Here is a 14,795-nt window from a genome sequence, read left to right on the forward strand (position 1 = left end):
GATATTTAGTGGCACGTCCGAAAAGCGAAGATAAGAAACTGGCGTTACTGGAGGCGGCAACGGCTGCATTTGCCCAGTCTGGCATTGCCGCCTCGACGGCATTAATTGCCCGTAACGCGGGGGTCGCTGAAGGGACTCTGTTTCGCTACTTTGCTACCAAAGACGATCTGCTGAATGCCCTCTATCTGCACCTGAAGCAGGATCTCTGCCAGTCGATGCTGGCGAACCTTGATCGCACCATCACGCTGCCAAAAGAATATACGCGTAATATCTGGAACAGCTACGTTGAATGGGGTATCCGCAATCCGGTCTCCCACGCGGCCATTCGCCAGCTGGGCGTCAGCGAGAAAATCAACAATGAGACCGAACAGGCCGTAAAAGAGATGTTCCCTGAGCTGCATGAGCTTTGCCGCCGCTCTATCCGCCAGGTCTTTATGTCCGACGAGTTCCGCACCTTTGGCGATGCCATTTTCTTATCCCTGGCCGAGACCACGATGGAATTTGCCACCCGCGATCCCTCTCGCGCCGTGGAATTTAAATCGCTGGGCTTTGAGGTAATGTGGCGCGGCCTCGCCTCGGAGGAGGACAATGGATAGTCGTACCTTGCAGGAGCAGGCCAAAAAAGTGGCGCTGGAGCTCCCCTTTACGGAACATTGCTGGCCGTTTGGCCCGGAGTATGATGTTTTTAAGGTGGGCGGGAAAATATTTATGCTGATGGGCGTGGCGCGCGGGCGGGCGCACGTGAGCCTGAAAGCCGATCCAGAAAAATCCCTGCTCAACCAGGCTATCTACCGCAGCCTGGAGCCGGGGTATCACCTGAATAAAAAACACTGGATCTCCCTCTATGCCGGCGATGATATTACCCCTGAGCTGGTTACCGATCTGGTGCTGGACTCCTGGCATCTGGTCGTGGATAAACTGCCCAAACGTGACCAGAAGCGTATTCGCCCGCAGTGATTGTTCGCCTCAGGCGAACAGTTTAAGCGCATTTAACGCACTTATCATTTCACGTTTCCCCTGGTAATCTGCTCAGCTTACGCCTCGCTGAGGGGCGGATCTTATTCACCAGGAGCTGTTATGGATATTATTTCTGTTGCTTTGAAACGCCACTCCACCAAAGCCTTTGACCCGAGCAAAACCCTGACCGACGAGCAGGTAGAGAAGGTGAAAACCTTGCTGCAGTACAGCCCGTCCAGCACCAATTCCCAGCCGTGGCACTTTATCGTTGCCCGTACGCCAGAGGGCAAAGCCCGCGTGGCAAAATCGGCTGCGGGCGGTTTTGTTTTTAACGAACGCAAAATGCTGGACGCGTCGCTGGTGGTGGTGTTCTGCGCCAAAACCGCGATGGACGACGCCTGGCTGGAGCGCGTAGTAAACCAGGAAGAGGCCGATGGCCGCTTCGCCACCCCAGAGGCCAAAGCCGCCAACCATAAAGGCCGCACCTTCTTTGCCGATATGCACCGCAAAGATCTAAAAGATGACAACCACTGGATGGAGAAACAAGTCTACCTGAACGTGGGTAACTTCCTGCTGGGCGTGGCGGCGCTCGGACTGGACGCTGTGCCAATCGAAGGCTTTGATGCCGCGGTACTGGACGAAGAGTTTGGCCTGAAAGCGCAGGGCTTCACCAGCGTCGTGGTGGTGCCGGTGGGCTATCACAGCGTGGAAGATTTCAACGCCTCCCTGCCGAAATCTCGCCTGCCGTTAAGCACTATCGTGACCGAGTGCTAATCTTTCCAGGCACGCTGCTCGGTGGCGTGCCAAATCCTCTCCGCATAACGCCCCAGCATCGCCAACGACACCGCCAGAATCAGGAAGAACAGCACCTTGTGCATGCCGTCCCAGAAGTATTCGAAATAGCGGGTGTAGAGATTAATCGCGAGGAAGGTCAGGCCGAATCCGCGTAGCATGCCGTCGTCGGTTTTCAGACTGATGTAAATAGCCACCACCGCGGCCACGGCAAAGAGTAACGCCCAGGGGAGTAACGCCGCGCGTGTCACGCCATACCAGTTATCGATATCGTAATTACCGAAAATCGACATGATCCACAGCGCGACGAAGAGATAGGTCAGCCCCATCGCCTTACTGGTGGTGTAGAGATGACGCTGGATAAGGGTCTTACGCAGCAGCCAGCAGAGCGCCAGTAATGCCCCACCGAAGAAGATAAACCGCACCGGGTAGTTCATGCCCAGCCAGTAAGCTCCCCAGCCGGATACATACCCCGTCTCGGCGCCAAACCAGTTACCCAGCGACAGCAAAAAGAAGAGCCACACCAGCCCGGAACGCCCGAAAAAGCCCACCAGCCCATAGACCGCACACCCCACCAGGAAGAGGGGGGCAAGATGCCCGCTGCCGTTATCCAGCCGTTCGCCCAGTTGCCAGAGAGCGATTGCCGTAAAAAGCACGCCCAGAAAGAGCAGACCTTCAGTGGTGTAGTGCCACTGGATTTCGTGTCGCTGGCGGGCAAACCCCCACAGGTAAAACCCTACCGCCAGCGCGGCCGGGAGGCCGATGCGGGCCAACGAGGAGAAAGAGAGAAAATCGATTATCCAGGCCATCAGTTCGCTGTCGGCAAACAGGCTGCCGAGGGCGATAATTGCGCAGGCCAGCGCCGTCCAGATGGCGTAGCGGCTCAACCGCTGCCAGTCCAGCACGGTACGTTTTAAGGTTGCAGCCAGCCGCTGATGATCGCTGGCGCTGAGCGCCCCTTCCTGCTCCCACTGGGCCAGCGCCCGGCGTAGCAGACGCTCTTGTTTACGCGTTACCTGCATGTTCAATCCCTGAAGCCGATAGAGTTAATTGAGTATAACAGCCTGTTGAGCCAGCCACGTTAGTGCATGCTCACCCTGCTCATCCACCGGCAGATAGACCAGCAGCCGGGATCCGTTGCGCGGCGCTGAGTACCAGTACATCTGCTGCAGATGAAAATCACCCAGTTCCGGATGGGAAAACAGCTTCAACTGGTTTTCTACGCCACGCACGTCGTAGCGCTGGTGCCACAAGGCTTCGAACTCCGCCGAGACCGCAAAAAAGCGCGCCAGCTGAGCTTCCCAGGCGGGATCGCCGCGATGCTCGGCCATCGCCGCGCGGAAATAAGAGACAAAAATCGCCAGCACGTCATCACGCCTGCCGAGGCGGGCCTGCCATGTGGGATGGGTCAGGTAGAGGTAAATACAGTTGCGATCCTCCGGCGGGATAGTATTGAAATCCACCCCCATCAGATGCCCAAAACTGTCGTTCCAGGCCACGATGTCAAAGTTCGGTTTCTGGATGCTGGCCGGTTTCGGCATCAGGGTGTCCAGCAGGCGTCTCGTGCCCTCGCTTATCCCCTCGCACGGCAGCGTTTGCGGCGCTTCTCCCGGCGGCAGCCCGGCCAGCACAAACAGATGACGCGTCTCGGTAGGGGTACATTGTAGCGCCTTTGCCACCGCCGCCATCACCACGCCTGAGGGGTTGACATCCCTGCCCTGCTCCAGCCAGGTGTACCAGGTCACGCCCACATCTGCCAGCATCGCCACCTCTTCCCGGCGCAGCCCTGGGGTACGCCGGCGGCCACTGCGCGGCAGCCCCAGCCGCTGCGGATCAAGGCTTTCGCGGCGGGAACGTAAAAACGCGCCGAGCTGTTTACGGTTCTCTTCCTGTAACGAAGGAAGGGGGTCTGCTATCAACGCCATACATCACTCCTGCGTGGTAGTGCCAGTACCAGTATAAGCAGGAACTGGTACCCGTTTATCAGATCGTTGATGCTACGTCCCTCAGCTGTTACATGCAATGGAGTTACCATGAAAACCTCTGCCGTTTCACCGGGGCGCGCCGGCCTCATTTTACTGCTCACCGGCCAGATGTTGCCGCTGATTGACACCTCGATCACGAACGTCGCGCTGGACTCCATCACGCATTCGCTGCACGCCAGCGCGACCGAACTGGAGTTAATCGTCGCCCTGTATGGGGTCGCTTTCGCCGTCTGCCTGGCGCTCGGTAGCAAACTGGGGGATAACCTTGGTCGCCGTCGTCTGTTTATGACCGGGGTGGCGATATTCGGCCTGGCTTCACTGCTATGCGGTATGGCAGGCAGCGTGTCGCAACTGCTGGCCGCCCGGGTGGTGCAGGGCGCTGGCGCGGCGCTGATCATGCCGCAGATCCTGGCCACCCTGCACGTCACGCTAAAAGGCAGCGCCCATGCGAAGGCCATTAGCCTGTTTGGCGGCATAGGGGGGATTGCTTTTATTGTCGGCCAGATGGGTGGCGGCTGGCTGGTGTCGGCAGATATTGCCGGGCTGGGCTGGCGTAATGCCTTCTTTATTAACGTGCCCATCTGCCTGCTGGTGCTGACATTAAGCCGTCAGTACATTCCGGAGACGCATCGTGATACCCCGTCGCGCATCGACTGGCAAGGGACGGCGTTGCTGGCCGCGATCCTCTGTTGCCTGCTGTTCCCGATGGCGCTCGGCCCTCAGTGGCACTGGGCATGGCCGCTTAAGGCCGCGCTTATCGCCATCATCCCGCTGGCGGGGCTGATGATTATCAGCGCCCGAAAAAAAGAGCGTGAGCAGGCACATCCGCTTATTCCCCCGCGCCTGATGCAGCTTCACAGTATCCGTTTTGGCGTACTGATTGCGATGCTGTTTTTCAGCGTCTGGTCCGGATTTATGTTCTGCATGGCGCTGACCATGCAGACCGGGCTGGGGATGGCGCCCTGGCAGTCGGGCAACAGCTTTATCGCCCTCGGGGTGACCTATTTTGTCTCGGCGTGGTTTGCCCCGCGCCTGATCGCCCGCTACAGCACAAGCACCATTCTGCTGATGGGGCTGGGGATTCAGATGGTCGGCCTGCTGGCCCTGATCGCGACCTTCCGTTACTGGGGGCTGCACAATACCGCCCTGACGCTGGCCCCCGCCACCGGGCTGGTGGGCTACGGCCAGGCGCTGATTGTGAACAGCTTTTATCGCATGGGGATGCGTGATATCGGACCGGACGACGCCGGCGCGGCCAGCGCCATTCTTAGCACCTTGCAACAGGCCGCGCTGGGGCTGGGGCCCGCTATATTTGGCGCGATCTTGTTGCACGCGCTGCAGACGCACGGGGGCGATTATGCCAGGGCGATTAACGTCTTCCTGCTGGTGGAAACGGCCATGATGGGGATACTTGCCGCGGCCACGCTCCGCCTGCGCCATCGCCTGAGTGCGGCAGTCCCGGCGGGCTGCACCGCCGTGAAATAACCCTGTCCTGCATAACGTCGCGGTTTGCATAATAAATTCGCAGCCGTCATCATGTAGCCGCATCAATACAGGAGACGTTATGCAGGAATTCATTGCTCAGGTCGAAGAGTTAGGCATTGAAATTAATCACACCACCTCGCTGGTGATTATTTTTGGCATTATTTTTCTTACCGCCCTCATTATTCATCTTATTTTACACAAGCTGGTGCTGCGCATTTTCGAAAAACGGGCGCAGGCCAGCAGCCATTTATGGCTGCAGATTATTACCCAGAATAAATTATTTCACCGCTTAGCCTTTACCCTGCAGGGGATTATCGTCAACGTGCAGGCGGTGTTATGGCTGCAGCGTGGCAGCGAAGCGGCTGAAATAATCACCACCTGCGCAAAACTGTGGGTGATGGTATACGCCCTGCTCGCCTTCTTCTCCCTGCTGGATGTGATTTTCAACCTGTCGCAAAAGCTGGCGACCGCCTCGCAACTGCCGCTGAAAGGGATCTTTCAGGGTATTAAGTTAGTGAGCGCAATCCTGGTGGGGATCTTAATTATCTCGCTGCTGATTGGTCAGTCCCCCGCGATTCTGATAAGCGGTCTGGGCGCGATGGCCGCCGTGCTGATGTTGGTCTTTAAAGATCCGATTCTGGGGCTGGTCGCCGGGATCCAGCTCTCTGCCAACGACATGCTTAAGCTGGGCGACTGGCTGGAGATGCCGAAATATGGCGCGAATGGCACGGTCACCGACATTGGGCTGACCACAGTAAAAGTGCGCAATTTTGATAATACCATCACCACCATTCCGACCTGGGCCATGGTCTCCGATGCCTTTATCAACTGGAGCGGGATGTCCGCCTCCGGGGGGCGGCGTATTAAGCGCAGCCTGAACATTGATACCACCAGCATCCATTTTCTGGATGCCGGGGAGCAGCAGCAACTGATACAGGCGAAGTTACTGAAGCCGTATATGGCCGCACGCCATGAAGAGATTACGCTGTGGAATCAGGAGAACGGTGAGGGTGATTCGGTACTGAATCTGCGAAAGATGACCAATATTGGCACCTTCCGCGCCTATCTGAATGAATATCTGCGCAACCACCCGCGCATTCGCCAGGATATGACCTTAATGGTGCGTCAACTGGCACCGGAGGCGAACGGTCTGCCCATCGAGATATATGCGTTTACCAATACGGTGATTTGGGCAGAATACGAAGCTATTCAGGCCGATATTTTCGATCATATCTATGCCGTGATTGAGGAGTTTGGGCTGCGTATTCATCAGGCCCCTACCGGTAACGATATTCGTTCGCTGGCAGGCGCCCTGACAAAATAACGATCAGGTACTGGCACGCTCAATATAGTGCCAGTCCATCATCACCCGCTCCGTGGGCGCATCGGGGTTGTCAATCTTGTTCAGCAGCAGTTCCACCGCCTTGCGCCCGATATCCCGCGAGGGTTGTTCGATGGTGCTGAGCGGCGGTGAGACCAGCCCGGCAAGCTCGGTGCCGTCGAAGCCGACCACGGCGATATCGTCAGGTACCCGTAACCCTGCCTGCTCAATGGCGCGCAGCGCCCCGGCGGCAAGGGTATCGGAAACAGCAAAGACCGCATCCGGTCGGGTGGGCGCTGCCAGCAGCGCTTCCATCGCCGCCATGCCGGCCGCCGAACTCAGCTCGCTGGCATACTCCACCGCCTGATACTCCAGATCCCGCAGATGCAGCACGCTCTTATAACCGCGCTCGCGCAGGCGGGCATATTTGTAGCTGAGATCGTGGTTAATCAGGGCTATGCGCTGCCGGCCGGCGTCAGCCAGACGGCTGACCACGTGCTGTGACGCATCCACATCGTTAATACCGACGCAGGAGACCGCCCCGGCATCGGCATATTCGGCGCATTGCACCCAGGGTGCCTCGCCAATCAGCGCTGCCAGTTCGTTCAGGCGTGAGAACGCATCCATAGTAATGATCCCGTCGACCATCTTGCCCGACAGCAGGCTCAGGCCCGAGCGTGAACGTTCGATATCCGAGCCGGAGTTACAGAGCAGAATGCGAAAACCGTTCTTTTCCGCCTCCTCTTCGATGCCCTTTACCACCTCGGCACAGAAAGGGTTTGCGATGTTCGAGACCATGACCAAAATCATGTAGCTGCGCGCAGTACGCAGCTGGCGCGCCAGCAGGTTGGGCTGGTAATTGGCCTCTTTTATCGCCTGCAAGACGCGGTCGCGGTTTTTGGCTTTAACGGTATCGCTGTTATTAAGCACGCGCGAGACCGTCGCGACCGACACGCCCGCCAGCCGGGCGATTTTCTGAATGGACATAACAACGAGTGATCCTGCAGTTGAGATTCCCGGCAGGCTACCATAAATTCGCGGCCCGGCGTACCGGGCTGCGTGTTACACGGCGACTTTCACCCAGCGTTGCTGCTGATGGCTCTGCACAATGGCATCAATGATGTGCATCACATTGGCGCCGTCGTGGAAGGTGGCAAACAGCGGCTGCGCAGGCATTGCCCCGGCCTGAACGGCGCGATAGAACTGCGCCATCATGTTCTTGAAGGCATCCGGCCAGCCTTCAATATGCCCGCCAGGGAAGTGGGCGCTGTCGGCGGCGTCCGGGTGCATAAGGCCTGGGTCGTCGGTCAGCAGCTGGTTGGCCTCGGCGCGACGACCAATCCATAGCTGTTGCGGCACCTCCTGGTCCCAGGCCAGCGCGCATTCGCTGCCATTGATTTCGACGCTGAGGCGGTTTTTGCGCCCTGCGCTCACCTGCGAGACGCTGAAAGAGCCTTTACTGCCGTCGTCAAAGCGGAACAGCACCGAACCGAAATCCTCCGTGGTAACGGGTTTATCTTCATACTCCGCCTCGGTTGTGTGGCTGAAGGTCTGATTGCCGGCAACGTTCGCCTTACGGGTTGGCCAGACGATGGCGAGATCGGCCATCACCTCGGTAATGCGGCGGCCAGTGATAAACTGCACCGTATCGCACCAGTGAGAGCCGATATCCGCCACCGCGCGCGACGCGCCGCCAAGTGCGGCATCCACCCGCCAGTTGTAGTCGGTTTCCAGCAGCATCCAGTCCTGCAGATAGCTACCGTGGGCGGCAAAAAGCCGACCGACAGTGCCGTCGCGCACCATGCTGGCCGCCTGGCGTACCATCGCAAACTGGCGATAGACAAAGCTCACCCCGTGGATCACCCCGGCCTGCTCCGCCAGCGTCACCAGCTCGCGGGCCTCTTCCGGGGTCATGCACAGCGGCTTTTCTGAGAAAACGTGTTTACCCGCGCGCAGGATCTGGCGGTTAATCTCCGCATGCAGATGGTTCGGCGTACAGTTATGCACCACGTGCAGATCCGGATGTGCCAGGAGCGCCTCCACGCTGGCGTAGGCGTGGGGAATATTCAGCGCCTGTGCTTTCTCCTGGGCCTGCGCAAACGACCCGTCGCAAAGCGCCACCACCTGCACGCAGCCGAGGCGGCGCAGCGCTTCAATGTGTGCCGGGCCGATAAAGCCGCTGCCGATAATGCCAACGTTAATCATCACTCTCTCCTGCCGCGAAATCATCAAAGGCGCGCGCCGAAACGGGGATGATATGCCGGGAGATAAACTCGCGGCCTTCCCGGGCGCCGGTGTCGCCATCCTTCAGGCAGCACTCCCACTCCAGCACCGCCCAGCCGTCATAATCGTACTGGGTCAGCTTGCTGAAGATGCCCTTGAAATCCACCTGCCCATCTCCCGGCGAGCGGAAGCGCCCGGCACGGTTGATCCAGCTTTGATACCCGCCATAGACGCCGCTGCGTCCGTTCGGGCGGTACTCTGCATCCTTCACGTGGAACGCCTTGATGCGGGTATGGTAGTGATCGATAAAGGCCAGATAGTCCATCTGCTGCAACAACAGGTGGCTGGGATCGTAGAGCATGTTGCAGCGCGGGTGGTTATCCACCAGCGCCAGGAAGCGTTCAAAGGTCACCCCATCGTGCAGATCTTCCCCTGGGTGGATCTCGTAGCAGACATTGACCCCCTGCTCATCAAACGCATCCAGAATGGGACGCCAGCGTCGCGCCAGTTCGCTGAAGGCATCGCGGAAGCGCGCTTCGTTGTGGGGCGGCCAGGGGTACATCCACGGCCAGGCCAGCGAGCCGGAAAAGGTGGCGTGGGCGGTAAGCCCGAGTCTGGCCGAGGCCACCGCCGCCTGTTTTAGCGTTTGGGTCGCCCACGCCTGACGCGCCCCGGCATTCCCCCGCACGGCCTGTGGTGCAAAGTGATCAAAGGCGTCATCGTAGACGGGATTAACGGCAATCAATTGCCCTTCCAGATGCGTGGACAGCTCGCTGACCTTCAGCCCAAACTCGGCCAGCTTTCCGCGGATTTCATCGCAGTAGGTCTGGCTGGCTGCCGCCTGCGCCACATCAAATATCGCCGGATGATTACAGGGGATTTGCAGTGCTTTGTAGCCCTTCTCCGCCGCCCAGCCTGCCAGCCCGTCCAGGGTGTTAAAGGGGGGTTGCCCCCCGATGAACTGCGACAGAAAAATACCCGGTCCTTTAATTGTCCTCATACCCCCTCCCGTTATTACGCCTTGTCATCTTCATATTTGAATGAGACAAGGAAAATCAGTGCGATCGCGGCAGCGGCTACCGCCGGGATCCACCAGAATGTGACCCACGCCGCTGGCACGGGTTGACCCGCCACCAGGCGGTTATAGAGTGCGCCAGAAATCTGCGAGCCGAGCAGCATGCCAATACCGTAAGTGAACATCACGATCATGCTCTGCGCCTGCCCTTTTACCTTTTCACCCGCCACGCGGTCGGTGTAGATAAAGCCCACCACGAAGAAGAAGTCGTAACAGACACCGTGCAGAAGAATGCCGAGATAGAGCAGGATCCGCCCCTCTTCACTGACCCCCAGCGCAAACATGGCATAGCGGACAAACCAGGCCAGCATGCCGATCAGCAGCATGTACTTCACCCCAAGACGACGGAACAACAGCGGGATCACCAGCATGAAGAAGATTTCGGACATCTGTCCGAAGGACATGGCGGTACTGACGTCGGCAATACCGGCGTCGGCCAGGTACGACGCGGTGTAGGCGTAGTAGGTACCAAGGGGTACAGAGATCAGCATTGCGCACAGGGAGAAAATAAAGAAGTGACGCGTTTTCAGAAGCGCAAACGCATCGGCGCAGAAGAGATCGCGCACCTTGACCGGCAGCCCTTTGGCGGGCGCGGGCGTATGCGGCAGCGTCAGGCTATAGAGCGCCAGCAGCACGGAGCTTACCGCCGCCACCTGGAAGATGGTGACGCTGGAGGCGACGCCCGTCACACCGATAAAGATCCCCGCCACAATCCAGCCGATGGTGCCAAACACGCGTACCACCGGGAAAGTTTTATCGACGTTCGCCAGGCTATGGAAAGCAATGTTATTGGTTAAGGCAAGCGTAGGCATATAACAGAGCGTGTAGCCAAACAGCAGGCCAATTAACAGCGCGCCGTTTTCCGCCACCAGTGCCCCGGGGACGAACATCAGGATCACCGCCCCGGCGAGGTGCATCACCGCCATCACTTTTTGCGAGGCGAAGAAGCGGTCAACTAACATGCCGAGCACAAATGGCGACAAGATTGACGCAATAGGCCCCGCCGAGAATGCGTCACCGATGAGCAGTGACATATTGTGCTGGGTCATTACCAGGCCGAGCGTAACTGACCAGCTCCCCCAGATAAAAAATTGTAAGAACATCATCAGCGACAGGCGCGGCACCAGCATGCGGTGCTGGACTATCGCCTTTCCACGACTTTCAGTTGTTGACACCATGATCTGCCCCACCCTCAAAAGTAATCGATTACAAATCACATCAATTGAAAAGTAATCGATTACAAAAGAAAGATCATGGGGATCGAAACAGAATTGGGAGAGGGGTCACGATAAAGATTCTTATGCGCTAGCGCAGTGCGAAGCACCGATTTTGTCGCGGGGCCGCGGGGATTGACAAGGGGGACCCGGCGGCCCCCCTTGTCACGTTCACGGGTAGGGTAATGCCATATTCTGCTGAACATGAGGTGAACGGAACGATTCCACCGTGCCCGGCATGACACTCTAGGTTGCCACTGCCCTTAAACCTTGCCGTTACTTTTTACGCGACAGCTTAAACGCCACAAATAAAAACGCCACCCACACCGGTAACAAAATGGCTGAAGTACGCATGCCATCCATGGTGCACATCAGCACCAGGATCATCGCCAGGAAAGCGATACAGAGGTAGTTACCCGCCGGGTAAAGCAGGGCCTTAAACTGCGTTTCACGCCCTTTACGACGCATCGCCGCGCGAAAACGCAGGTGTGCCAGGCAGATCATCACCCAGTTCAGCAGCAGCGTAGCGACCACCAGTGCCATCAGCAGGCCAAAGGCATCATGCGGCAACAGGTAGTTAACCAGCACCACCAATGACGTAATCGCCCCGGAGAGGATCAGCGAGTTCACCGGCACGCCGCGACGGCTGACCCGGGTCAGGAATTTCGGCGCATTGCCCTGCACGGAGAGACCAAACAACATCCGGCTATTGGAGTAAACGCCGCTGTTATAAACCGACAGCGAGGCGACCAGGATAATAAAGTTCAGCGCAGAGGCCACAACGTTGCTGTTCAGATCGTGGAAAATCATCACGAACGGGCTACTGTCCGATTTCACCTCTACCCACGGATAGAGTGCCAACAGCACCACCAGCGAACCGATATAAAACAGCAGAATACGGTAGACCACCTGGTTTACGGCTTTAGGGATGCTCTTGTGTGGATCCTGCGCTTCAGCGGCGGTGATACCAATCAGCTCCAGCCCGCCAAAGGAGAACATAATGACAGCCAGCGACAGAATCAGCCCTTTCCAGCCGGTCGCCAGGAAGCCCCCGTGCTGCCACAGGTTGTCGATCGATGCCCGTTCCCCGCCATGACCAGAGAACAGCAGCCAGATGCCAAAGCCGATCATACCCACGATCGCCAACACCTTGATCAGCGCAAACCAGAACTCGGTTTCGCCATACAGGCGCACGTTCACCAGATTGACGGCATTGATGATGATGAAGAAGCCCGCGGCCCAGATCCAGGTCGGCACGTCCGGCAGCCAGTACTGCATATAGATGCCTGCCGCAGTGAGCTCAGCCATGCCCACCAGCACAAACATCACCCAGTAGTTCCAGCCGGAGAGGAAGCCGGCGAACGGGCCCCAGTATTTATAAGCAAAGTGGGCAAAGGAACCGGATACCGGCTCTTCCACCACCATCTCGCCGAGCTGGCGCATGATCAGAAAGGCGATAATCCCGGCGATAGCGTAGCCCAGCAGTACCGCTGGCCCGGCCATTTGAATTGCAGGTCCGATACCGAGAAAAAGGCCGGTACCGATAGCGCCCCCAAGGGCAATGAGTTGAATATGGCGATTTTGCAAACCACGATGCAGCGTCGGAGCCTGTTCCGACGAGGCTTCAGCAGCATCAGTGGCTGAAGCGGATGACGCGTCTTTCACGTCCTACCCCTGTCTCTTTCTAATAGAAGGGGCACCTTTTAACACTTCAGGCAGATGGGAGCAAGTGAATCGCCGGGCAGCGGACGCCGCCCGGCATGCGGAGGTTAAGATCCGATAATGCCGCCGTCCGCTTTGGTGATCACCACCGTCGAGGCGCGCGGGCGTCCGTTCGGATTGGCATCGGGCCAGTTAGAGACGGCGCGCGGGTTAGCCGGATCGGTAATATCATCCCCGCCCTCCCCAGGATGCTGAATATTGATAAACAGCGTGCGGTTATCTGGCGTAAAGGCGATACCGGTGATCTCACAGCCACGCGGTCCCGTCAGGAAACGTCGATAATCATTGGTGCCAGGGATGGTCGCCACCATCTGGTTGTTGCCCATCCCTTCGTACGCTTTCTTATTGATGGTACTGGAGGAGACATCGGTCTGGATCCAGAGCACTCCCTGATGATCAAAGGAGAGGCCGTCGGGGCTGCCGAACTCGGCCCCTTTCATCGTCCCTTTCGCGCGCGGATCGTCGCTCTGGGCACGCCCCGCCAGCACCAGGATATCCCAGGCAAAACCCTGGGCGGCAGGATCGTTCCCGGCTTCCAGCCAGTGCATAATATGGCCGTACTGGTTATTCGCCCGCGGATTCGCCGCATCCGGTGCCGCCTTGCCCTCTTTCCCGCGATCGCTGTTATTGGTCAGCGTGCAATAGACGCTACCGCTGCTGTGTGGATCCACCGCGATCCACTCAGGACGATCCATTTTCGTCGCCCCTACCGCATCGGCGGCCAGTCGGGTTTTGATTAACAGATCGCCCTGGCTTTCAAAGCCTTTGTGCGCATCCAGACCGTTCTGCCCGTAGATCAGCGGGAGCCATTCGCCGCTGCCATCGTCGTTAAAGCGGGCCACGTAGAGCGTGCCCGTTTCCAGCAGACGCATGTTGGCATCGCGGTTCGCCGGGTCGTATTTGTTCTCTGAGATAAATTTATAGATATATTCGAATTTCTGATCGTCACCCATATAGACGACCGCCCGTCCGTCGGCCGCCAGCGTTACCGCGGCCCCCTCGTGCTTAAAGCGGCCCAGCGCGGTGTGTTTACGCGGTGTCGAGGTGGGATTATAGGGATCGATCTCGACCACCCAGCCAAAGCGGTTAGGTTCATTCGGGGTTTTATCAACGTTAAAACGGTCATCGACTTCATTCCAGCGGTAGGATTCATCGCTATCGCTAATGCCGTAGCGCTTTTCCAGCGCGTTATGATCGCCTTTTTTGACAAAAATATCTGACCAGTTCTCTTCACAGGTGAGATAGGTGCCCCAGGGCGTATGGCCGTTGGCGCAGTTTTGCATGGTGCCCAGCACCTGCTCACCCTGCGGATCGGCTGCCGTTTTCATCAACGGCTGGTGGCGCGCCGGGCCGGTAAGCTGCATCGGTGTATTAACCGTGATGCGACGGGCGTAGCCGGAGGGGCGAACGACCTCCCAGCCGCTGTCCCCTTTTTTCACTTCGATGACCGACACGCCCATAGCGTTCTGCCCTTTGCGCGCTTTCTCAAGATTCCAGTTCGCCGCGCCGTCGGGGAACAGCATGCCGTTATCGATATACTCGTGGTTCATTGCCAGCAGGCCGTGAGCGGGGTTGTCTTGATTCTGCGGCAGACTGAACCACGCCATGCCGTCGTGGTGCATACCGGCCTGTACCGCCTGCTCCTCTGCCGTGTTGCTGGCATCCAGTTTAAAGGCGGGCATATTCCCCTGAATGCCGGTGGCGTCGCCCCAGCGGTAGAATGGCCGCGCAAGATACCCTTCGGGGACCCTGACGCTATCCTCTGTGGACACGGCGATGCTGGTAAAGCCGAGTGAGACCGCCTTCGCCAGCGGTGAGGGCGTAGCAACTGCGGCAAAGGCTTGCTCAGGTTTAATCAGCAGGGGAAACGCGGCTGCGGCTCCGGCAACGGCGCCCAACTGCAGAAGATGTCGGCGGGAGAGAAATATCTCCGCTACGCTGGAAAAGGCCGGGTTGGTAGAGGGATTACTGACATCGTCGCGATGTTCTTTTTTAAATACGGACTTAAGAGGTTTACCCAC

At 58.1% G+C, this 14,795-nt stretch carries 13 protein-coding genes; 5 read left to right on the plus strand and 8 right to left on the minus strand.

The genetic code is table 11. The features are described 5' to 3' along the window. Positions 1 to 8: 8 nt before the first annotated feature. From B3B59_RS19220 to nfsB, 3 genes are all read left to right on the plus strand, one after another. Positions 9 to 596, plus strand: a complete 588-nt coding sequence (locus tag B3B59_RS19220) for a TetR/AcrR family transcriptional regulator (protein ID WP_040076710.1) — start codon at positions 9 to 11, stop codon at positions 594 to 596. Further along, a complete protein-coding gene (locus B3B59_RS19225) occupies positions 589 to 957 on the plus strand; it encodes an MmcQ/YjbR family DNA-binding protein (RefSeq protein ID WP_040076711.1) in 369 nt (122 codons plus the stop codon). The genes B3B59_RS19220 and B3B59_RS19225 overlap by 8 nt, the downstream gene beginning before the upstream one ends. A gap of 120 nt (positions 958 to 1,077) precedes the next feature. Continuing rightward, the gene (nfsB, locus tag B3B59_RS19230) at positions 1,078 to 1,731 is read left to right on the plus strand and encodes an oxygen-insensitive NAD(P)H nitroreductase (protein WP_040076712.1); all 654 of its coding nucleotides are present in this window, start codon (positions 1,078 to 1,080) and stop codon (positions 1,729 to 1,731) included. Here the strand turns inward: nfsB and B3B59_RS19235 are convergent. Next, positions 1,728 to 2,771, minus strand: coding sequence for a DUF2157 domain-containing protein (locus B3B59_RS19235; protein ID WP_286809760.1), 1,044 nt, complete (start codon positions 2,769 to 2,771; stop codon positions 1,728 to 1,730). The two genes, nfsB and B3B59_RS19235, sit on opposite strands and share 4 nt — an antisense overlap. Positions 2,772 to 2,795: 24 nt before the next feature. Beyond that, a complete protein-coding gene (locus B3B59_RS19240) occupies positions 2,796 to 3,674 on the minus strand; it encodes a helix-turn-helix transcriptional regulator (protein WP_286809761.1) in 879 nt (292 codons plus the stop codon). Between the two features lie 108 nt (positions 3,675 to 3,782). Here B3B59_RS19240 and B3B59_RS19245 point away from each other — a divergent pair, with 108 nt between their 5' ends. Together B3B59_RS19245 and B3B59_RS19250 are read left to right on the plus strand one after the other, a co-directional pair. Next, a complete protein-coding gene (locus tag B3B59_RS19245; RefSeq protein ID WP_046884391.1) occupies positions 3,783 to 5,219 on the plus strand; it encodes an MFS transporter in 1,437 nt (478 codons plus the stop codon). Positions 5,220 to 5,298: 79 nt separating this feature from the next. After that, positions 5,299 to 6,543: a mechanosensitive ion channel family protein gene (locus B3B59_RS19250; RefSeq protein ID WP_286809762.1), complete on the plus strand. Its 1,245-nt coding sequence runs from the start codon at positions 5,299 to 5,301 to the stop codon at positions 6,541 to 6,543. Positions 6,544 to 6,546: 3 nt separating this feature from the next. Here the strand turns inward: B3B59_RS19250 and B3B59_RS19255 are convergent, their stop codons facing one another. From B3B59_RS19255 to B3B59_RS19280, 6 genes are all read right to left on the minus strand, one after another. Beyond that, the gene (locus B3B59_RS19255; RefSeq protein ID WP_286809763.1) at positions 6,547 to 7,527 is read right to left on the minus strand and encodes a LacI family DNA-binding transcriptional regulator; all 981 of its coding nucleotides are present in this window, start codon (positions 7,525 to 7,527) and stop codon (positions 6,547 to 6,549) included. 75 nt (positions 7,528 to 7,602) lie between these two features. Continuing rightward, positions 7,603 to 8,745 (minus strand): Gfo/Idh/MocA family protein, encoded by a 1,143-nt coding sequence (locus B3B59_RS19260; protein ID WP_286809764.1) that lies wholly within the window; start codon positions 8,743 to 8,745, stop codon positions 7,603 to 7,605. After that, complete coding sequence (locus B3B59_RS19265; RefSeq protein ID WP_286809765.1) at positions 8,738 to 9,763, minus strand: sugar phosphate isomerase/epimerase family protein; 1,026 nt, start codon at positions 9,761 to 9,763, stop codon at positions 8,738 to 8,740. The genes B3B59_RS19260 and B3B59_RS19265 overlap by 8 nt, the downstream gene beginning before the upstream one ends. 14 nt (positions 9,764 to 9,777) lie before the next feature. Continuing rightward, positions 9,778 to 11,016 (minus strand): MFS transporter, encoded by a 1,239-nt coding sequence (locus B3B59_RS19270; RefSeq protein WP_046884396.1) that lies wholly within the window; start codon positions 11,014 to 11,016, stop codon positions 9,778 to 9,780. A 312-nt stretch (positions 11,017 to 11,328) separates the two neighbouring features. Then, the gene (pheP, locus tag B3B59_RS19275; RefSeq protein ID WP_286809766.1) at positions 11,329 to 12,717 is read right to left on the minus strand and encodes a phenylalanine transporter; all 1,389 of its coding nucleotides are present in this window, start codon (positions 12,715 to 12,717) and stop codon (positions 11,329 to 11,331) included. 104 nt (positions 12,718 to 12,821) lie between these two features. Further along, positions 12,822 to 14,795 (minus strand): PhoX family protein, encoded by a 1,974-nt coding sequence (locus B3B59_RS19280; RefSeq protein WP_286809767.1) that lies wholly within the window; start codon positions 14,793 to 14,795, stop codon positions 12,822 to 12,824.

The sequence above is a fragment of the Leclercia sp. UBA2479 genome (genome assembly GCF_002341985.1).
Taxonomy (GTDB): domain Bacteria; phylum Pseudomonadota; class Gammaproteobacteria; order Enterobacterales; family Enterobacteriaceae; genus Enterobacter; species Enterobacter pneumoniae.

Bases quoted from the DNA above. Each gene is read 5' to 3' on its own strand.
- B3B59_RS19225 (WP_040076711.1), top strand. From the start codon at position 589: ATGGATAGTCGTACCTTGCAGGAGCAGGCCAAAAAAGTGGCGCTGGAG.
- nfsB (WP_040076712.1), top strand. From the start codon at position 1,078: ATGGATATTATTTCTGTTGCTTTGAAACGCCACTCCACCAAAGCCTTT.
- B3B59_RS19235 (WP_286809760.1), bottom strand. From the start codon at position 2,771: ATGCAGGTAACGCGTAAACAAGAGCGTCTGCTACGCCGGGCGCTGGCC.
- B3B59_RS19240 (WP_286809761.1), bottom strand. From the start codon at position 3,674: ATGGCGTTGATAGCAGACCCCCTTCCTTCGTTACAGGAAGAGAACCGT.
- B3B59_RS19245 (WP_046884391.1), top strand. From the start codon at position 3,783: ATGAAAACCTCTGCCGTTTCACCGGGGCGCGCCGGCCTCATTTTACTG.
- B3B59_RS19250 (WP_286809762.1), top strand. From the start codon at position 5,299: ATGCAGGAATTCATTGCTCAGGTCGAAGAGTTAGGCATTGAAATTAAT.
- B3B59_RS19255 (WP_286809763.1), bottom strand. From the start codon at position 7,527: ATGTCCATTCAGAAAATCGCCCGGCTGGCGGGCGTGTCGGTCGCGACG.
- B3B59_RS19260 (WP_286809764.1), bottom strand. From the start codon at position 8,745: ATGATTAACGTTGGCATTATCGGCAGCGGCTTTATCGGCCCGGCACAC.
- B3B59_RS19265 (WP_286809765.1), bottom strand. From the start codon at position 9,763: ATGAGGACAATTAAAGGACCGGGTATTTTTCTGTCGCAGTTCATCGGG.
- B3B59_RS19270 (WP_046884396.1), bottom strand. From the start codon at position 11,016: ATGGTGTCAACAACTGAAAGTCGTGGAAAGGCGATAGTCCAGCACCGC.